This is a genomic window from Pseudomonas putida (assembly GCF_009883635.2).
In the GTDB taxonomy this organism is placed as follows: domain Bacteria; phylum Pseudomonadota; class Gammaproteobacteria; order Pseudomonadales; family Pseudomonadaceae; genus Aquipseudomonas; species Aquipseudomonas putida_W.
In genome coordinates, this window is the sequence record NZ_CP026115.2 from 3,984,556 (window position 1) to 4,003,941 (window position 19,386).

The window sequence follows — 19,386 nt, forward strand, 5'->3', positions numbered from 1 at the left end:
CATGCTGCCGTTCTGGATTGCCCTGCAGTTCCTTAGCAGCCTGCCGGTGCGTTTGCCGGGGATGCCCGAGCCACGTGAAATGGGCCGCTCGTTGTTGTGCTACCCACTGGTAGGGCTGTTGTTTGGCCTGTTGCTGTGGCTGGCCAGCCACCTGCTGCAAGGTACGGCGGCGCCGTTGCACGCGGCCCTGTTGCTGACGCTGTGGGTGTTGCTCAGTGGCGCTTTGCATCTGGATGGCCTGGCCGACAGTGCCGATGCCTGGCTAGGTGGCTTCGGTGACCGCGAGCGCACGCTGGAGATCATGAAAGATCCACGCAGCGGGCCGATAGCCGTGGTCACCCTGGTGCTGGTATTGCTGTTGAAGTTCTGTGCCCTGTGGGTGCTGGTGGAGCAGGGGGCGGGCATGGCCTTGCTGCTGGCGCCGGTGGTGGGGCGGGCGGCGATGCTCGGGTTGTTTCTCGGCACGCCTTACGTGCGTCGCGGGGGACTGGGGCAGGCGCTGGCCGAGCACTTGCCGCGGCGTACGGCCGTGTGGGTTCTGCTGGCCAGTTTGCTGTTGTGTCTGTTGGCGGGTGGCGCGCGCGCGATCTTGCCGATGCTGGCGGCGATCGTGGTTTTCATCGGGTTACGCCGGTTGATGTGTAAGCGTCTGGGTGGGACCACGGGTGATACCGCAGGCGCCACGCTTGAGATTCTCGAACTGACTGTGCTGTTGGGCTTGGCGATTTAGGAACAGTCCTACAGTGCTTGGCGAAAATCCTTTCGGATGAAACTGGCTGCAGAATTGCGGAAAAATGCTGAAAAAATTCAGGAAATGACGCCTTTTCTGCAGCTGTCTATGCTCGCGGTTTTTCTTCCACCGCGAAGGCATGGACAATGCGACGACTCCTGCTGGCCTTGTTGTTGGTTACTGTCAGCGGCTCCGTTACTGCAGCCGACCTGATCGACTTCTGGAACACCCCGCGCCACGGCGGCAACAGCTTCAATCGCTTGCCGCCGGACCAGGGCTACTTCGATGCATTGAGTGCATATGGCGCGAGCTGGGTACGGCTGTCCTACGACAAGTGGAAGCCGGCGCAGCGTGACTTCCTGTTGGGCGATGCGGACCGGTATGAACAGTTGCCTGCTGCCGATCTCAAACAACTGCGCGATGCTCTCGATCGCGCACACAGGGCAGGGCTCAAGGTGGTCATTGCGCCGCTATCGCTACCTGGCATGCGCTGGTCGCAAAACAACCAGGGGCAGTTCGATGACCGTCTTTGGCAAGGTGACGGATACGCTCGGCAAGCGGCCCGCTTCTGGCGAGACCTGGCCCAGGAGCTGAAAGATCATCCTGCCATCGCCGCCTACAACCTGGTCAACGAACCTGCCCCCGAAAAACTTGGCGGCCTGGCCGAACATGCTGCGGCTGAACACATGCGGCAATGGTACGCCCAGGTGCAGGGTGGGGCGCGTGACCTGCCTGCGCTGTACGCGCAATTGATCGCAGCAATACGCGAGGTGGATGCCAAGACGCCGATCATGGTCGACGCGGGCTGGTTCGCCAGCGCCGACGCCTTCGGTTACTGGCAAGCGCCCTTGCAGGATGATCGCGTGCTCTACAGCGTGCACATGTATGAACCCTATGCGGCCACCAGTGCGCCGAACCTGCTGCGCAAGCCCCCCATCGATTACCCCGGCCCGGCGCCGTTTGGGGGTGAAAACCAGCAGTGGGATGCCGAACGGGTTCGTCAGTATCTGAACCTGCCATTGGCCTGGATGGAGCGCATGAAGCTGCCGCCTTCCCGGCTGGTCGTGGGGGAGTTCGGGTGCATGCGCCGACTGCCCGGTTGCAGCGAATATCTGGAAGACGTCCTCTCGGTCATGGACCGGCATCGGTTGCACTGGGCGTTCTACAGCTTCCGTGAAGACAGCTGGGATGGCATGGACTACGAACTGGGATCGGCCAAGGTGCCTTGGCGGTATTGGCAAGCCATAGAGCAAGGGGCTCCAGACCCGTTGGTACGCAAGGCCACAGCGGAATTCGAGCCGATTCGGCGACGTCTGGCAGACTGAAACTTCTTGCAACAGCCTGGGTGCGGGTATATACACGTATTCATGTTGACCAGTGAATGCATCTGCACCCACCTGCGTCGCGCCGCCCGTGGGGTGAGCCGGCATTACGACGAGGCCCTTGCCGGCTTCGGCATCAATGTCGCCCAGTTTTCCCTGTTGCGCCACCTGCAACGGCTCGACCGCCCCAGTATTACCACGCTCGCCGAGGCCATGGGCCTGGAGCGCAGTACCTTGGGCCGTAACTTGCGCGTGCTGGAGGCCGAAGGCCTGGTCGCCCTCGCCGATGGCGATGACCAGCGCAACCGTGTGGTGTTGCTGACCGAGGCGGGTGCGGCACGCTTGCAAGAGGCTCATCCAGCCTGGGAGCAGGCGCAATTGATGCTGGTCGAGCAATTGGGCGAAGGGCAGCGTGACGAGCTTGTGCGCTTGCTGGAGCGGCTTGCCTGAATTATTACGACTAGAAGCGGGTATATACCCGTACAACCTTGCGATGTGCTGGAGATAACGACAATGACTTCGGTTTGGCGAACCAGCGGGTGGGTACTTGTGGGGGCAGCGTTGATCCTGGCGCTGTCCCTGGGTGTGCGGCACGGTTTTGGGCTGTTCCTGGCGCCGATGAGCGCCGACTTTGGCTGGGGGCGTGAAGTGTTCGCCTTTGCCATCGCCCTGCAGAACCTGATCTGGGGCCTGGCACAACCGTTTGCCGGTGCGCTGGCCGATCGCCTCGGTGCGGCGCGGGTGGTAATCATTGGTGGCATTCTCTATGCCGCTGGCCTGCTGTTGATGAGCACCGCCGATTCGGCCTGGTCGCTGTCGCTCAGTGCTGGCCTGTTGATCGGTATCGGCCTGTCTGGCACCTCGTTTTCGGTGATCCTCGGTGTGGTCGGCCGCGCCGTGCCGGCAGAGAAACGCAGCATGGCCATGGGCATCGCCAGCGCTGCCGGTTCCTTCGGCCAGTTCGCCATGCTCCCTGGTACCCTTGGCCTGATCGAATGGCTGGGCTGGTCGTCGGCGCTGTTGGTGCTTGGCTTGCTGGTGGCGTTGATCGTGCCCTTTGTCGGTCTTCTGCGTGACCGCCCGCTGCCCAGTCAGGGTGCGGAGCAGACGTTGGGCGAGGCCTTGCGCGAGGCGTGCTCGCACTCCGGGTTCTGGCTGCTTGCCCTGGGCTTCTTCGTCTGTGGCTTTCAAGTGGTCTTCATTGGCGTGCACCTGCCTGCCTACCTGGTTGATCAGCACCTGCCAGCGACTACCGGCACCACGGTGCTGGCGCTGGTCGGGTTGTTCAACATCGTCGGTACCTACACAGCCGGCTGGCTGGGTGGGCGCATGTCCAAGCCGCGTCTGCTCACCGCGTTGTATTTGCTGCGTGCGGTGGTGATTGCGCTGTTCCTGTGGCTGCCGGTGACTCAGGTGAGTGCCTACCTGTTCGGTATTGCCATGGGGCTGCTGTGGCTTTCCACCGTGCCTTTGACCAATGGCACCGTGGCCACGGTCTTCGGCGTGCGCAACCTGTCGATGCTCGGCGGCATCGTCTTCCTGTTCCACCAGTTGGGCGCCTTCCTGGGTGGCTGGCTGGGTGGCGTGGTGTACGACCAGACCGGCAACTATGACCTGGTCTGGCAGATTTCGATTCTGCTCAGCGTGCTGGCTGCCGCGCTCAATTGGCCGGTACGTGAAAGGCCGGTTGCCCGCTTGCAGGTGCAGGCGGCATGAACCGCTACCTGGCCCGTGGGCTGGTGCTGGCAGCTGCGGCATTGTTGCTGGTGCTGGTGCTGGCGTGGTGGGGATGGCAGCGGGGTGGGTTGCCGTTGATGCAACTGGGCATGGGTGTTTGTTAAGCGCTACCCTGCAAGTTCGAGGAGAGTCTTGCCGGAGGAATGAATGATGCGTGCCCATTGGTTGACGATGCCGTTGCTGGCGCTGCTGGCTGCCAGTTCCAGCTGGGCTGCCGATTGCCCGGCGCTGTTGCAGGGTAGCTTGCCTGAATTGCGAGGCAAGGAGCAGGTCGACCTGTGCCAACGCTTCGGCGGCAAGCCGTTAGTGGTGGTCAACACGGCCAGCTATTGCGGTTTTGCGCCGCAGTTCGAGGGGCTGGAGTCGACATACAAGGAGTATCACGAGCAAGGTCTGGAAATGCTGGGCGTGCCGTCCAACGACTTCAAGCAGGAAGATGCCGACAGCGAGAAGACGGCCAAGGTCTGTTACGCCAACTACGGTGTGACCTTCACCATGACCAAGACCCAGGCGGTTCGCGGCAAGGATGCGATACCGCTGTTTGCCGAGCTGGCGAGCCAGAGCAGTGCGCCGAAGTGGAATTTCTACAAGTACGTGGTGGATCGTCAGGGCAAGGTGATCGGCAACTTCTCGAGCCTGACCAAACCCGATGATCCCGCCTTTAGGGCCGCGATCGAGAAGGCGATAGCTTCGCATCCGTAGTGCAAGCGGATTACCGCTTTTGCTCTGCTTTTGCTTTGCTTTTAAGCGCGCGGTAGTCCAGGCGACACAGAGTGCGACTTCAGGAGGCCGAACGCTCCGGCCTTGCTCCCGGGAGGACCGCGCTGAACGGCCCATCCTGGGCCGCAGCGCTTGACGGGCATCCATGCCCGTCAACTCCCTCCGCAAGACCTGCGCTCGGCCTCCTGAAGTCGCATTCGGCGTTTGCTGAGCTATAGCGCGCTCAGAAGCAAAAGCAAAGGCAAAAGCAAAAGCTAGGCGGTTAGTGTGGATGCACCGTCATCGCCACCAGCTTCAGCACCACCGGCCTTACCATCAGCACGCACACGAATGCCACGGGCATCGCCAATTGGTAAGCCTTCAGCACATTGCTCAGGTACTCCGGATTTACCCCGGCATTCGCCGCGGTGATCACGAAGCACATCAGTAGCGCCATGATCGACGACATGTAGAGCGCGAATACGTACGGCGTAGCGCTCGGGCGTAATTTGCGTCGGCTGCGCGCGTGGGACAGATTGCTCATGCGATCTCCTTCAAGTTGACTGAGGCTGCAGGTTAGCAATGCCTCCGGCAGCGGCTGTAGACCCGCTGGATTGAGTTCTTTATAAAGAGATTCTTACGAATCGAAGAGCTTCCCATGGATCTGCTCAACGCCATCCGCAGCTTCATCAAGGTGGTCGAAGCCGGCAGCATCGCCGCCGGCGCCCGCAACCTCGGCCTCAGCCCGGCGGCGGTCAGCCAGAACCTGGCGCGGCTGGAAGGGCACCTGCATGTGCGTCTGCTCAGCCGTACCACCCGCAGCATGGCGCTGACGCCTGCCGGTAGCCAGTATTACGAGCGGGTAAGGCACATCGAGCGCGACCTGGCCCTTGCTGAACAAGCGGTCAGCACACCCGACAGTGAGCCACAAGGGCGGCTGTGCATCGCCTCGACCTCTGCTTTTGGTCGCCATGTGCTGGCGTCGCTGATCCCGGCCTTCAGCGCCCGCTATCCATTACTTTCGATAGAGTTGATAACGACTGATCGCAAGGTCAATCACGCCCGCGAAGATGTTGATGTCAGCCTGCGCATCACCCCGCAACTGGAAGACCAACTGCTGGCGCGGCACATCGCCCGCATCCCATTCATCTGCTGCGCGTCACCGGGTTACCTCGCCAGTGCCGGTTTGCCGACTACACCCGAGGTGTTGCGGGATCACCGCTGCCTGGTCTTCCGTTATCCGGTGGACGGCCGCTTCCTGCGTTGGGGCTTTGTACGTGATGGCATGCGTTTCGAGGCGGAATTCGGCACCGTACTGATCAGTGACGACATCGATGCCCTGACCCAGATGGCCCTCAACGATGGCGGCATCACCCGCTTGGCCGAATTTATCGTCAGGCCGCATCTGGCCTCGGGAACACTGCTGCCGCTGTTCGAATACAGCGACAGCGGCCAGGCCTATGCCCAGACCGAGCCAATGGATATCTACCTGTGCGTGGCCGATCGCTTTGCCATGACCGCAAAAGTGCGTGCGTTCATGGACTACCTGCGTGAGTCGTTGGGCGATAGCTGGCAAGTGCAGGCATGAAAAAACCGCCACGAGGGCGGTTTCTTGATGGGGCGGGTACGAATCAGAAACGGTAGGTGAGCGATGCACCGATACCGTGAGCGCTGTTCTCGTACTTGGCCTGGTAGCGGCCCTTTGTGGGGCTGGCCAGGTTGACCTTGGTGTCCTCTTCCCACAGGTAGGAGTAGGCCACGTCGATGGTCATGTCGTCGGTTGGGCTGTAACCGGCACCGATGCTGATTGCCTTGCGATCACCCGTAGGGATGCGCGGCGAGCGGTCGGTGTTGTTGGTTGGCGACTGGTCGACGGAGAAGCCGGTACGCAGGACCCACTCCTTGTTCACCTTGTAGGACGCGCCGATGGCGTGGGCCCAGGTGTCGTGCCAGTTCTGCTCTTCGCTGATGGTGCCGAACTGCGCGGACAGTGGTGCCGGGACTTCGTTGTTGACAGTGATATCCTTCAGGCGGCTCCAGCGGGTCCAGGTGCTGCCTGCATACAGGGTCCAATGGTCGTCCAGCTCGTGGGTGACCGAGAAGTCTACCGACTCAGGCGTCTTGATCTTCAGGGTGGCGTCGAACTTGCTACCGCTGAAAGGCCCGATCAGGGCGTTGTTGATCTTGGTATTGCCTTCGAGCTTGTAATCGACCATCGAGTGGTATGTCAGGCCGAGGCGGGTGCGATCGGTGGCCTGAACCAGGATACCGATGTTGTAGCCGACGGCAGTGTCGTCCCCTTTGATCTTCACTTCGCCATCATTGACGCCAGGAGAACGCGGGTTGATGGTGTTCGACCCCAGCTCGCCCTTGATCTTGTTGATGGTCGGGCCAAAGCCGATCGACACGACGTCATTGAAGGCGTAGCTGACGGTTGGCTGGAACGTGATGACCTCGACGTGGCTCTTCTTGCCCCAATAGCGAGCGGCATCGCCGCTGCCGTAATCGGTAACCAGGCCAAACGGCACGTAAACGCCGAAGCCGACGCTCCAGTGCTCATCGAGCGGCTTGACGTAGTAGCCCATCGGTACCCCTACCGTTGGCACCATGTCACCGTCGGTTTCCCCTGGCAGCGGGCTGCTACCCGGGCCCGAGATGTCGGTCTTGGCAATGACGGCTGCGCCGCCCACGGTCACTTGCTGGCGCTTGAGGCGAGACATACCGGCAGGGTTGCCATACACCGTACTGGCATCATCGGCAGCGGAAGAACGACCTGCAAAACCGGTACCCATGCCGCTGATGCTTTGTTCGTTGAGGGCGAAGCCCGCAGCAAACAGTTGGCAGGAAGCGAGAGCAACGGCTACGCCGAGGGAGGTTTTGAGCATTGCTTTTTCATTATTAGAAACTCCTTGTGATCTCCGGGGCGAAAAGCTACCAACAATTTACGCGCCGCGCTATAGCCTGAATCACAGGAGATAGAGCGGTTTTGTAGGACAATCCGACCAAAATTCCCTTTTTTCCGGTAATGGTGTAGGAAGCGTCTTAAGATGCTTGTGGCAATTTCTGCTCAACGCACAATTGCCAGGCCTGAGTGAAGTCGCGCAGGCGACCTTGAGGGTGGAAAATCTGCCGCCAGATACGTGCCAGGCCAATCAGGTCATCGGCCGCTGGCAGCGGCGTGGACTGCTCTTCGATGAGCATCCAGGCGATGGCGGTGGAATAGCGCAGGTTCACCGTCAGTTCCAGGTGGGGCCCGCCGAGGAAGGCGTGCTGGCTGGCCAGCCCGCGTACCAGGCTGGCCAGATCCGGATCACGGGCAAGAAAGTGGTCCCAGACGGCCTGGTGACGGCTTTCGCCAATGCGGTAGAGGCCGTGGCCACGACGGTCGTGCAAGGCTGAGCCGAGTGCCGACTGGCAGGCCGCGATACCGAGCAGAAGGGCCTCGGCGCTGGCGCAGTGACGATTCAGATAGACCAACGTTGGTCGGATCACATACTGACACAATTCATTCGCCGCGATACCCATGATGCCCTCGAGCAGTAAAGGGCCGACGGGCGCTGGAGCTTGGCAGCTGTAAATTGGTCAGGCCCGCCGGAAGCGGTAAGGACCGCTCGAGTTGAAGTGTAGTGTGATAATCGTGGTGTAAAGGGCTGTTTTTAAATCGATTGCTGCCTGCCATTCGGCGCTATATGCCTTGCAGCACTTAAGCCAAGAACGATCAGGCAGCATGTGGCAGGTGCCATTCAGCCTCTGAATACCCCGATATTCGCCACTCACGCGGTGAGCGATTGGCGGGTGCGGGCGATCACTGCCTGCAGCGGTTCCGAGCGGCTGTACTGTTCAGGGTACAGGCGTTCGGTGTGGCAGGCGACGCCGTGTTCGTCCACCAGGGTGAAGCTGAAGTTGCCCTTGCGTGGGGCAGTGATCAGGCACTTCAACGGCGAGAAGGCCTGGGAGAGGGTGCCAATGGCAGCCTGAATTTGATGATGAGTTTGCATATTGTTGGAGGTTCCTGCTTTAAACACGGAAGGTATGATCCGTGCATGATAGAAACGTTCCAGTGACGCCTTTATTAAGGGACGAACGAACCTGACTGGAACAGGGCAGCCAGAGAGAGCGCAATCAAAGTGTGGGCGCTTGGGCTGACTGGTAGGTACTTCAGAAGGCAGGCAGCACGCCGGGGCCAAGGTTCTAGGCCGTCGGGGTGGAATCCTGATCAATCTTCCGGTTGATTCGTGCTTGAACAGCGCTGGGCTGCCGAGTGAATCATCGAGTGGGCCGGTCCTGGTTTCAGCAGCGATCGTTCGGGAGAGCGAGGGGCTGCAAGGACGCTTCTGGCCAGAATTGACTTTCAGCTTGGGTACTAACGGTGCGCACCTTACCGAAAAGGTGCGACCTTTGCAAGCCTTGCACGTTTCTTCAGGTGAGCCGCGCAGTATGGCTCGTCTTTCGCCTTATGGGAAGAGCGGGCAACTGGCCTGCAACCGGCCTGATGAGCCAATTTCGTGCATCCAAATGCAGGCTTTCGGTGCACTTGTTCACATTCGAGGAGCGACTTGTAACAGCCCGGAAACAGCGCTGCCCGGGCTCGCCAATGACTTGACTGGCAGCTTAAGTCAATGAAAAAAAACACTAATTTTTGCTGGTGAAAAAATCGTCAGTTTGACTGTAACCCCCATTTCACGGGGGTTTGCTGGCTCATTGGAGGGGTTGTCCACCGAGTTATCCACAGGAACTGTGGATTGTCCCGAGCGCTTGCTCTAGGACGGGCGTGCCAGCAAATTAGAGAACTGTCCGACAATCGACAGGCATCAGCCGACCAGCCAGTCATCCACTCGGAAACGTCAAGAAAAAATCATCGAAAAAAAATTTCAATCCTCCGGAAATCGACACGTCATGCGCGAAAAAAAGGAGTAGAGTGGCGCGCCTTTCGAGTTGCCATCCCTGTCGGTCATGAAGTTTCGCGGTAAACCCCTCGCCAGCCCCGCTGTTGCCTCATCAGCCCCCTCGCACAAACGCTTTTCCCTGAAAGTGGCCCTCTGGCTGCTCGACAGCCCGCGCCTGGGTGAGAAGCAGCAGGTCAAGCACATCGCCGGGCGCCTGCTCAAGCAGCCCGCGCGTGAAGGCGTGGTGGTGGCGCAGAGCCGTTTGGGGCAGATGCTCTGTCGCGATTGCGGCAATGCCCGCGACCGGCGCATCGGCCATGAACTGCTGCGCCAGGCGGCGCGGGCCGGGGACCGGCGGGCGCAACTGGAGTATGCGCGGCTGTTCCAGGCCGATGCGCCGGAACAGGCGCCCGACCGAGCGGACTGATAAGCTGCTCTCAACTCGCAACAGTGTGATCGGGGTAAGCATGGCAGTGGATCTGACCAGCATTCTGCTGGGCTTGGTGGCAGGGGCCTTGCCTTGCCTGGGTTGGGTCATGCAGGTGCAGCGCCGTCAGGGCGCACGCCAGGGCGAGCAGGCCCTGCTCGAAGAGCGCCTGAGCAGTGCGCAACTGGCTCAGGCCGGCCTGCAGGCGCAACTGGATGCCAGCCGCGACGAGATCAGCGACCTCAGCGAAGCCAATACCGTCAAGCAGACCCAACTGGCCGCCCAGGGCCGTGAACTGGAGCTGCTGCAGATCGACCGCGACAACGCCCGCGATGCCGCCCACGCCTGGCACCTCGAACGCGCCACTCGCGAAGCCGAGCTGCGCCGCCTGGAGGCCCAGAGCGCGCGCCTGGAGGCCGAGCTGCGCGAACAGCAGGACAGCCACCAGCAGCGCCTGGAAGACCTCCAGGAGGCCCGTGACACCCTGCGTGCCCAGTTCGCCGACCTGGCCACGAAGATCTTCGACGAGCGCGAGCAACGTTTCGCCCAGACCAGCCAGCAGCACCTGGGCCAGTTGCTCGACCCGCTCAAGGAGCGCATCCAGGCGTTCGAAAAACGCGTCGAGGAAAGCTACCAGCAGGAAGCCCGCGAGCGCTTCTCGCTGGGCAAGGAGCTGGAGCGCCTGCAGCAACTCAACCTGCGCCTGTCCGACGAAGCCACCAACCTCACCCAGGCACTCAAGGGGCAGAAAACCCAGGGCAACTGGGGCGAGCTGATCCTCGAACGGGTGCTGGAGCATGCCGGCCTGGAGAAAGGTCGCGAATACCAGACCCAGGTCAGCCTGAAGAGCGCCGATGGCGAGCGCTTCCAGCCTGACGTGCTGATCATGCTGCCCGGTGACAAGCAGGTGGTGGTCGATGCCAAGGTCAGCCTCACCGCCTACCAGCAATTTGTCGGAAGCAACGACGAAGCCGCGCTCAAGCAGCATGTGCAGTCGCTGCGCAATCACGTCAAAGGTCTCTCAAGCAAGGACTACAACCGCCTCGAAGGCCTGCACAGCCTGGATTTCGTGCTGCTGTTCGTGCCGATCGAGGCGGCCTTCTCGGCAGCCCTGCAGGCCGAGCCCAACCTGTTCCAGGAGGCGTTCGACCGGCAGATCGTGATCGTCAGCCCGACCACCTTGCTGGCCACCTTGCGGGTCATCGACAGCCTGTGGAAGCAGGAACGCCAGGGCCAGAACGCCCGTGAGATCGCCGAGCGCGCCGGTTGGCTGTACGACAAGTTCGTGCTGTTCATCCAGGACCTGGACGAACTGGGCAACCGCCTGCAACAGGTCGACAAGGCCTACGCCGCGGCACGCAACAAGCTGTGCGAAGGTCGCGGCAACCTGGTCAGCCGCAGCGAGCAGCTCAAGCTGCTTGGGGCCCGTGCCAGCAAGAGCCTGCCGGCCGAGCTGCTGGAACGGGCACTTTCGGACGAAGCAATGGCCGACGAGGCGGTTACTGAACCAGGCTCAGATGGCGATTGAGCAGGGCGCGCAAGGCCGCCGGTTTCACTGGTTTGGCCAGGTAGTCCAGGCCTGCGGCATGCACGGTGGCCAAGGTTTCCTTGCTGCCGTCGGCGCTGATCACCACGCCGGGCACCGGCTCGCCCAGGCGCGCACGTAACCAGCCCATCAGCCCGGTGCCGGTTTCGCCGTCATCCAGGTGGAAGTCCACCAGCGCCAGGTGCGGGCGCATACCCTTGGCCAGCAGCGCTTCGCATTCGGCGCGGTTGCGGGCGGTCCACACCTGGCAGCCCCAGCGGCTGAGCAGGCTGTTCATGCCGATCAGGATGCTGTCTTCGTTGTCGACGCACAGTACCTGCAAGCCGGCCAGCGGCTGGCTCGCGGCTTCCACCGGGGCGCTCGGCGCTGCCGCGGCCTGGTGGGCTATCGGTACATTGACGCGGAACACCGTGCCCTTGCCGGGCCAGGAGCGGACCTCCAGCCTGTGGCCAAGCACCCGGCACAGGCCATCGGCAATCGCCAGGCCCAGGCCCAGGCCTTTTTCGGCGCGGGTCTGGTGGCTGTCCAGGCGCTTGAACTCCTGGAATATCACCTGCAGCTTGTCGTCGGCAATGCCCGGGCCACGGTCCCACACCTCCAGCCACAGCTGCTCGCCCTGGCGGCGTACCCCCAGCAGGATCGGGCTCTTGCCGTAGCGCAGGGCATTGGTAAGGAAGTTCTGCAGCACCCGGCGCAGCAGTTTCATGTCGCTGTCGACCCGCAGGCGGCTGCCGCGCAGGCGGAACTCCAGGCCCTTTTCGGCCGCCAGCACCTTGAACTCGGCGCCGAGGGTGTCGAACAGTTCGTTGAGGGCGAAGGGTTTGGCGTCGGGGGTGATCTTGCCGTTTTCCAGGCGCGAGATGTCCAGCAGGTCGCTGATCAGCTCCTCGGCCGAGCGCAGCGAACTGTCCATGTGCTGCACCAACTTCTGGGCCTCTTCGTTCATGCCTTCGGCCTGCTGCGACAGGGCGGCGGAGAACAGCCGCGCAGCGTTCAGCGGCTGCATCAGGTCGTGGCTGACTGCAGCCAGGAAGCGGGTCTTGGACTTGCTCACCGCTTCGGCCTGGCTCTTGGCTTCCGACAGCGCCTGGTTGAGTTGCGACAGCTCGTGAGTCCGTTCGGCCACGCGCTGCTCCAGGCCTTCGTTGGCGTCGCGCAGCGCCTGTTCGGCCTCGCGGAACGGGGTGATGTCGGTGAAGCTCATGACAAAGCCGCCACCGGGCATCGGGTTACCGATCAGCTCGATCACCCGGCCGTTGGGGAACAGCCGCTCGGAGGAATGGGCACGGCCCTGACGCATCCAGTGCAGGCGCCGCGCCACGTGGACTTGCGCCTCGCCAGGGCCGCACAGGCCGCGCTCGGCGTTGTAGCGGATGATGTCGGCGATCGGGCGGCCGACGCTGATCAGCCCGTCGGGGTAGTTGAACAGCTCCAGGTAACGGCGGTTCCAGGCCACCAGGTGCAGGTTCTGGTCGACCACGCTGATGCCCTGGTTGATGTTCTCGATGGCGCCCTGCAGCAAGGCCCGGTTGAACTGCAGCACCTCGCTGGCTTCGTCGGCGATGCGCACCACGTCCTCGAGCTGCATGTCGCGGCCCTCGATGGCGGCCTTGACCACGGCGCGGGTCGAGGAGCTGCCGAGCACACCGGCGAGCAGGCGTTCGGTGTGCTCGATCCAGTCGCCGTCGGCGTTCTGGTTGGGGTTGAAACCCTTGCCCTGGCGGTAGGCGAAACGGATGAAGCTCTGCCGCGCGCGTTCCTCGCCGACAAAGCGCGATGCCAGATTGAGCAAGTCATCGATCTGCACCGCCAGCAGCGGTTTGCTGCTGGGCCGGGCGCTGGTCTGCTGGCCGATGAAGCGACCCGCCTGCCAGTGTTCCGAGACGCGGGTGCGTGACAGCATCGACACCCACACGAACAGGGTGAAGTTGCCCGCCAGCGACAGCACCACGCCTTGGGTCAAGGGGCTGATCGGCAGGTCGAGCGGGTTGCCATGCAGCCAGGCCAGGCCCGGGAACAGCCCCAACGACAGGCCCAGGCTATGGGCGATGATCGGCAGCACCAGGGTGTAGAACCACAGGAAGATGCCCGCCGCCAGGCCGGCAAACACGCCACGGCGGTTGGCCTGCTTCCAGTACAGCGCGCCGAGCATGGCCGGGGTCAGCTGGGTGACGGCGGCGAAGGCAATCTGGCCGATGGTGGCCAGGCTCGCGGTGGAGCCGAGCAGGCGGTAGCTGACATAGGCCAGCAGCAGGATCACCACGATGGTCACCCGGCGCACCGACAGCATCCAGTGGCGGAACGCCTCGAACGGCCGCTCGGCGTTGTTGCGGCGCAGCAACCAGGGCAGCAGCATGTCGTTGGAGACCATGGTCGACAGCGCCACGGCCTCGACGATGACCATGCCGGTGGCGGCCGAAGCACCACCGATGAAGGCCAGCAGGGCCAGGCTCGGGTGCGCTTCGGCCAGTGGCAGGCTGATGACGAAGGAATCGGAGATCACCGTGCCCGGCAGCAGCATCTGCCCAGCCAGGGCGATCGGCACCACGAACAGCGCGGCCAGGGCCAGGTACAGTGGGAACACCCAGCGCGCCAGGCGCATGTCCTGGGGTTCGATGTTCTCTACCACGGTGACGTGGAACTGCCGTGGCAGGCAGATGATCGCCATCATCGCCACGGCGGTCTGTACCACCATCGACGGCCAGTTGATGGTTTCCTGCCAGTAGCTGTCCAGCTGCACCGACTGGCGCGCCTGGGTCAGCAGGTCGTCGAAGCCGTCGTACAGGTTGAACACCACGAACACGCCCACGGCGAGGAATGCCAGCAGCTTGATCAGCGACTCGAAGGCAATCGCCAGGACCATGCCGCGGTGGTGCTCGGTGACGTCCAGGCTGCGTGTGCCGAAGACGATGGCGAACAGCGCCAGCACCAGCGACACCACCAGCGCGGTGTCCTGCACGCGGGTGCCGGTGGCGTCGGCGTTGGCGCCGATCAGCAGGTTGACGCCGAGCACGATGCCCTTGAGCTGCAGGGCAATGTAGGGCAGCACGCCGACCAGGCAGATCAGCGCTACCACCACCGCCAGGGACTGCGACTTGCCGTAGCGGGCGGCGATGAAGTCGGCGATCGAGGTGATGTTCTGCTGCTTGCTGATCAGCACCATCTTCTGCAGCACCCACGGCGCGAAGATCAGCAGCAGGATCGGGCCGAGGTAGATCGGCAGGAACGCCCAGAGCTGTTCGGCCGCCTGGCCGACCGCGCCGAAGAACGTCCAGCTGGTGCAGTACACCGCCAGCGACAGGCTGTACACCCACGCACGCAGGCGCGGCGGCAACGGTGTGCTGCGGCGGTCGCCGTAGAAGGCGATGGCGAACATGATGGCCATATAGGCCAGGGCGACCACGGCGATCAGCCCGCTGGACAACGACATGAAAACTCCGGAGCAAAAAAAGATAACGCGGTCCCGATCAATCAGTCTGGCACGCGTGCGACGGTTCGTCAGCGCCGACGATGGTCGCAGCGGCGAGTCGTCGCAGGCTCATCGTTCAGGTATTGCGCGTGCCCCAGAGCCAATGCAATACCTGTAGGAGCGGGCTTGTCCCGCGAAGAGGCCAGTGCCGACAGCATCAATTCCGACGGGTACCCAGCCAGTAGAACACCCCAGCCAGTATCACCGACATCACCAGCAGGTAGAAGATCACCCCCGGCCACCATCGCCCCAGGGCAAACCCCACCAGCACCGGCCCCAGCGCTGCCCCGAGGTTGGACAGGTTTTGCGCCCCGTAATACACCCCGCGCAGGTGCTCCGGTGCAATCAGGTCGATGAACATGTACTCGGCAGGGATGACGATGATCTCGCCCAGGGTGAACACAAGCATCGCCAGGCACCAGGCCACCATCGACCCTGCCATGGCAAAGCCGAGTAGCCCGGCAATGAACAGCGCCATGCCGGCCAGCAGCCAGGGCATCAGCTGCTGGCGGCCAATGCGCCGACCGATCAGGTACTGCAGGGCAATCACCGTGACCGCGTTGGTGGTCACCAGGTAGCCGACCAGCCGCGCCGCCTCGCTGGCGCTGCTGGTCACCACCAGGTATTGCGACAGATAAGCGGTGAACTGGCCGAACACCACCGCACTCAGTACGCCACCCAAGGTAAAGCACACCAGCCGACGGTCACGCGCCAGGCCCAGCGCCACCTGGCTGAACCCGGCGCTCTGCTGCACCTGGGCGCTGGCCTGCAGCCCACGGTCGCCGAGCCGCCAGTAGGCCAGGCACATCCCCAGGCCGGTCAGCGCCGAAGCAATGAAAGGCAGGTGTTCGTCCAGCTCCAGCATGGCCACGCCGAGCAGCGGGCCGACGGCATAACCGACGTTGCTCAGGGTGTACTTGATGGCGAACACCTCGGACCGTTGTTCCACTGGCAGCAGCGCGCAGAAGCCGGCCTTGGCGGCGATGTCGACCACTGCCAGGGCCAGGTTGATCAGCACCAGGCAGGTGAAGAACAGCCACACCGACCGGCTGGCGATGGCCGCCACGAAGGCGAGGGCGAAGACCAGCGTGCTGGCGCTGACCAGGGTGTGGTTGCGCACGGTGTCGACCAGGTGCCCGCCGTAAAGGCTCAGCAGCGAGGCAACGATCAATGCGCCACCGATCAGCAGGCCAATCTGGCCGATCGACAGCTGGAAGTTGTCGGCCAGGTAAACCACCAGGTAGGGCAGGGTGAGTGCCCGGGCCACGGTGAGGGTGAAGGTGGTGGCCAGCAGCAGGCGGGCACTGGCGGGGTAGCCTTTCAGGGCGGCGAGCATTACCACGTCCTTGTTGTGGGTTTTTGCGATGCTTGAGGATAAGTGAGGCCGGCATCGGCGACCAGCGGAGGATTGACAGCCCTCACCCCGCAGGGGAATACTCTCGGGAGAATTCATATATATGTTTACATAACAAGACGAGAGCCGACCCATGCACCCACTCTCCGGTGATGCTCGACTGCCACGCTACCAACAGCTGCGCGATCACCTGATCGAGCAGATCGCCAACAACCGCTGGCGCCCGGGCGAGGCCATTCCCACCGAAGCCGCCCTGGCCACCGAGTTCGACATGTCCGTCGGCACGGTGCGCAAGGCTGTGGACGTGCTGGTCGCCGAAGGCGTGCTGGAGCGTCAGCAGGGCCGCGGCACGTTCATCCGTCGCCCGCAGTTTCAGTCTTCGCTGTTCCGCTTCTTCCGCTTTGAAAGCGCCACCGGCGAGCGACTGATGCCGGAAAGCCGCATTCTCTCGATCGAGCCGGTACCGGCACCGTCGGCCGTTGCCGAAGCGCTGGGCCTGGCCGCCGAGGCCGAGGTCATTCGCATTGTCCGTACCCGTCTGCTCGGCGCCCAGCCGGTGCTCGCCGAGGAAATCTGGCTGCCGCGCCAGACCTTCCAGCCGCTGCTCGACGTCGAGCTGGACAGCAAAGGCCCGCTGCTCTACCCGATCTACGAGGAGCTTTGCGGCCAGGTGGTCGCCTACGCCGAAGAGACCCTGACCGCCGAAGCTGTCGATGCAGCCCATGGTCGCTTGCTGCAACTGCCGGCCGACAGCCCGGTGGTGGTGATCGAGCGCCTGGCCCGCGACTACGCCGGCAAACCGCTGGAATGGCGCCGCTCGCGCGGTCACGCGCAGCATTTCCGCTACCGCGTCGACATTCGCTGAGCCGTTAAACCGGCCGCTTTGCCCGTTACCCGTCTGCGCCGTTCTGCCACGGCGCAGTGGCTTCGCCTGCCCGGTCGTCAGCGTGCCTAGAGCTTCGGCACGCCCGGCCGTAACACACACGACTAAGAAGGATAACAATCATGTTCAGCTGGTATCGCCAGATTACTTCACGGGAACGCAAGACGTTCTGGGCCTGCTTCGGTGGCTGGTCGCTCGATGCGCTGGAAGTGCAGATGTTCGGCCTGGCCATCCCCGCGCTGATCGCCGCGTTCTCCCTGACCAAGGGCGATGCCGGCCTGATCAGCGGCCTGACCCTGGTCACCTCGGCAATTGGCGGTTGGCTCGGCGGCACCCTGTCGGACCGCTATGGCCGGGTGCGGACCCTGCAGTGGATGATCCTCTGGTTCTCCTTCTTCACCTTCCTCTCGGCGTTCGTCACCGGCTTCTACCCGCTGCTGTTCGTCAAGGCCATGCAGGGCTTCGGCATCGGTGGCGAATGGGCGGCTGGCGCGGTGCTGATGGCCGAGACCATCAACCCGAAATACCGCGGCAAGGTCATGGGCACCGTGCAGAGCGCCTGGGCCGTGGGCTGGGGCCTGGCAGTGGGCCTGTTCACCCTGATCTATTCGCTGGTGCCGGCTGAGTACGCCTGGCGAGTGATGTTCTTTGTCGGCCTGCTGCCGTCGCTGCTGATCATCTGGGTGCGCCGCAACGTGCCGGAGCCAGACAGCTTCCAGCGCCTGCAAAAGGACAAGGCCATTCCCGGCAGCTTCTTCAAGTCCATGTCCGGCATCTTCCGCCCGGAACTGCTGCGCGTGACCCTGCTCGGCGGCCTGCTGGGCCTGGGCGCCCACGGGGGTTACCACGCGGTGATGACCTGGCTGCCGACCTTCCTCAAGACCGAACGCAACCTGTCGGTCCTGAACTCCGGTGGCTACCTGGCGGTGATCATCTTCGCCTTCTGGTGCGGTTGCGTAGCCAGCGGCCTGCTGATCGACCGCATCGGCCGTCGCAAGAACATCCTGCTGTTCGCGCTGTGCTGCGTCCTCACCGTGCAGGCCTATGTGTTCTTCCCGCTGACCAATACCCAGATGCTCTTCCTTGGCTTCCCGCTGGGCTTCTTCGCCGCCGGCATCCCGGCCAGCCTGGGGGCGTTCTTCAACGAGCTGTACCCGGCCGACGTGCGCGGTGCCGGGGTCGGCTTCTGCTACAACTTCGGCCGCGTGCTGTCGGCGGTGTTCCCGTTCCTGGTTGGCCACATGAGCGAATCCATGTCGCTGGGTAGCGCGATCGGTATCGATGCCGGCATCGCCTACGGCGTGGCCATGCTCGCCGCGCTGTGCCTGCCGGAAACCCGTGGCCGTAACCTCGAGGCCACCCCAGCGCCGGCAATGGCTGGCGCTGTCGCCAAGTAACCTGACTGTCCTGTGATGACCATGCCCGACGTTCCTGTTTCACACCTGACCGCCATCGACAGCCATGCCCACGTGTTCAGCCGTGGGCTGAACCTGGCCAGCGAGCGGCGTTACGCGCCCAGCTACGATGCGCCGCTGGGCGATTACCTGGGCCAGTTGCTCGCCCATGGTTTCAGCCACGGTGTGTTGGTGCAGCCCAGTTTCCTGGGCACCGACAACCGCTACTTGCTCAGCGCCCTGCAAACCGTGCCGGGGCAACTGCGCGGGGTGGTGATGCTTGACCGGGACGTCGAGCGCGAGACCTTGCAGGAGATGGATCGGCTTGGGGTCAGGGGCGTGCGCCTGAACCTCATGGGCCAGGGCCTCCCAGACCTGACGGGCGCCGAATGGCGGCCCCTGCTGGAACGCATCGGTGAGCAGGGCTGGCATCTGGAGCTGCACCGCCATGTGGCGGATATTCCTGCGCTGGTGCGGGCGCTCGAGCCTTATGGCCTGGATATCGTCGTCGATCACTTTGGCCGCCCCGATGCCCGGCTGGGCCTGGGGCAGCCGGGCTTTGCCGAGCTGTTGACGCTGGGCGGCAAGGGCAAGGTGTGGGTCAAGGTATCGGGTATCTACCGGCTGGAAGGCACGCCGGAGCAGAACCTGGCGTTTGCACGCCAGGCCCTGTGTGCGCTTGAGGCTCACTATGGTGCAGAGCGGTTGCTGTGGGGCAGTGACTGGCCGCATACCCAGCATGAGTCGGCGGTGAGCTTTACCACGGCGGTCGAGCAGTTCGAGGCCTTGGGCTGCTCGGCTGAATTGCGCCGGGCGTTGCTGGTGGGTACTGCACGGGCGCTGTTCGGCTTCGAATGATCGGGTGCCTGTGCCGGCCTCTTCGCGGGGCAAGCCCGCTCCTACTGGTATTGCGCGTGCCCCAGAGTTAATGCAAAACCT

The 19,386-nt window shown here is 63.1% G+C and carries 17 protein-coding genes and 1 pseudogene; 12 read left to right on the top strand and 6 right to left on the bottom strand.

Annotated elements, in window-relative coordinates; translation table 11 throughout:
* Window position 1 precedes the first annotated feature (1 nt).
* From C2H86_RS18200 to C2H86_RS18220, 6 genes are all read left to right on the top strand, one after another.
* Window positions 2-730: an adenosylcobinamide-GDP ribazoletransferase gene (locus C2H86_RS18200; RefSeq protein ID WP_159409222.1), complete on the top strand. Its 729-nt coding sequence runs from the start codon at window positions 2-4 to the stop codon at window positions 728-730.
* A 146-nt stretch (window positions 731-876) separates the two neighbouring features.
* Window positions 877-2,055 (top strand): glycoside hydrolase family 5 protein, encoded by a 1,179-nt coding sequence (locus C2H86_RS18205; RefSeq protein ID WP_159409223.1) that lies wholly within the window; start codon window positions 877-879, stop codon window positions 2,053-2,055.
* Between the two features lie 42 nt (window positions 2,056-2,097).
* On the top strand, window positions 2,098-2,502 hold the full coding sequence (locus tag C2H86_RS18210; protein ID WP_103449525.1) for a MarR family winged helix-turn-helix transcriptional regulator: 405 nt from the start codon (window positions 2,098-2,100) through the stop codon (window positions 2,500-2,502).
* Window positions 2,503-2,565: 63 nt separating this feature from the next.
* Window positions 2,566-3,768, top strand: a complete 1,203-nt coding sequence (locus C2H86_RS18215) for an MFS transporter (RefSeq protein WP_159409224.1) — start codon at window positions 2,566-2,568, stop codon at window positions 3,766-3,768.
* Entirely contained in the window at window positions 3,765-3,893 is a 129-nt protein-coding gene (locus C2H86_RS28555; protein ID WP_275898205.1) for a hypothetical protein, read from the top strand. The genes C2H86_RS18215 and C2H86_RS28555 overlap by 4 nt, the downstream gene beginning before the upstream one ends.
* Window positions 3,894-3,939: 46 nt before the next feature.
* Window positions 3,940-4,491 carry a glutathione peroxidase gene (locus C2H86_RS18220; RefSeq protein WP_159412952.1) on the top strand — a complete coding sequence of 184 codons (552 nt, stop codon included), beginning with the start codon at window positions 3,940-3,942 and terminating at the stop codon, window positions 4,489-4,491.
* 280 nt (window positions 4,492-4,771) lie between these two features.
* On the opposite strand, the gene C2H86_RS18225 is transcribed toward C2H86_RS18220, so the two are convergent.
* Window positions 4,772-5,032, bottom strand: coding sequence for a DUF2798 domain-containing protein (locus tag C2H86_RS18225; RefSeq protein WP_159409225.1), 261 nt, complete (start codon window positions 5,030-5,032; stop codon window positions 4,772-4,774).
* Between the two features lie 114 nt (window positions 5,033-5,146).
* Here C2H86_RS18225 and C2H86_RS18230 point away from each other — a divergent pair, with 114 nt between their 5' ends.
* Window positions 5,147-6,076 carry a LysR family transcriptional regulator gene (locus C2H86_RS18230; protein ID WP_159409226.1) on the top strand — a complete coding sequence of 310 codons (930 nt, stop codon included), beginning with the start codon at window positions 5,147-5,149 and terminating at the stop codon, window positions 6,074-6,076.
* 43 nt (window positions 6,077-6,119) lie between these two features.
* On the opposite strand, the gene C2H86_RS18235 is transcribed toward C2H86_RS18230, so the two are convergent.
* From C2H86_RS18235 to C2H86_RS18245, 3 genes are all read right to left on the bottom strand, one after another.
* A complete protein-coding gene (locus tag C2H86_RS18235) occupies window positions 6,120-7,373 on the bottom strand; it encodes an OmpP1/FadL family transporter (RefSeq protein WP_163985980.1) in 1,254 nt (417 codons plus the stop codon).
* A gap of 157 nt (window positions 7,374-7,530) precedes the next feature.
* Window positions 7,531-8,013: a hypothetical protein gene (locus C2H86_RS18240; protein WP_159409228.1), complete on the bottom strand. Its 483-nt coding sequence runs from the start codon at window positions 8,011-8,013 to the stop codon at window positions 7,531-7,533.
* A 248-nt stretch (window positions 8,014-8,261) separates the two neighbouring features.
* A complete protein-coding gene (locus C2H86_RS18245) occupies window positions 8,262-8,486 on the bottom strand; it encodes a hypothetical protein (protein WP_012313162.1) in 225 nt (74 codons plus the stop codon).
* 955 nt (window positions 8,487-9,441) lie between these two features.
* Between C2H86_RS18245 and C2H86_RS18250 the strand changes: the two are divergent.
* Both C2H86_RS18250 and rmuC read left to right on the top strand, forming a co-directional pair.
* A pseudogene (locus C2H86_RS18250) lies at window positions 9,442-9,783 on the top strand (sel1 repeat family protein); the annotation flags it as partial.
* A 172-nt stretch (window positions 9,784-9,955) separates the two neighbouring features.
* Complete coding sequence (gene rmuC / locus C2H86_RS18255; RefSeq protein ID WP_163986035.1) at window positions 9,956-11,329, top strand: DNA recombination protein RmuC; 1,374 nt, start codon at window positions 9,956-9,958, stop codon at window positions 11,327-11,329.
* Here the strand turns inward: rmuC and C2H86_RS18260 are convergent.
* Window positions 11,301-14,777: a hybrid sensor histidine kinase/response regulator gene (locus C2H86_RS18260; RefSeq protein ID WP_159409231.1), complete on the bottom strand. Its 3,477-nt coding sequence runs from the start codon at window positions 14,775-14,777 to the stop codon at window positions 11,301-11,303. The two genes, rmuC and C2H86_RS18260, sit on opposite strands and share 29 nt — an antisense overlap.
* Before the next feature lie 196 nt (window positions 14,778-14,973).
* Window positions 14,974-16,152, bottom strand: coding sequence for an MFS transporter (locus tag C2H86_RS18265; RefSeq protein ID WP_159409232.1), 1,179 nt, complete (start codon window positions 16,150-16,152; stop codon window positions 14,974-14,976).
* A 151-nt stretch (window positions 16,153-16,303) separates the two neighbouring features.
* On the opposite strand from C2H86_RS18265, the gene C2H86_RS18270 reads away from it, so the two are divergent.
* The 3 genes from C2H86_RS18270 to C2H86_RS18280 all read left to right on the top strand — a co-directional run bounded on the left by C2H86_RS18270 (window position 16,304) and on the right by C2H86_RS18280 (window position 19,305).
* Window positions 16,304-17,035: a GntR family transcriptional regulator gene (locus C2H86_RS18270; protein WP_159409233.1), complete on the top strand. Its 732-nt coding sequence runs from the start codon at window positions 16,304-16,306 to the stop codon at window positions 17,033-17,035.
* A gap of 140 nt (window positions 17,036-17,175) precedes the next feature.
* A complete protein-coding gene (locus C2H86_RS18275) occupies window positions 17,176-18,450 on the top strand; it encodes an MFS transporter (protein WP_103449536.1) in 1,275 nt (424 codons plus the stop codon).
* A 21-nt stretch (window positions 18,451-18,471) separates the two neighbouring features.
* Window positions 18,472-19,305, top strand: coding sequence for an amidohydrolase family protein (locus tag C2H86_RS18280; protein ID WP_159409234.1), 834 nt, complete (start codon window positions 18,472-18,474; stop codon window positions 19,303-19,305).
* Window positions 19,306-19,386: the final 81 nt, after the last annotated feature.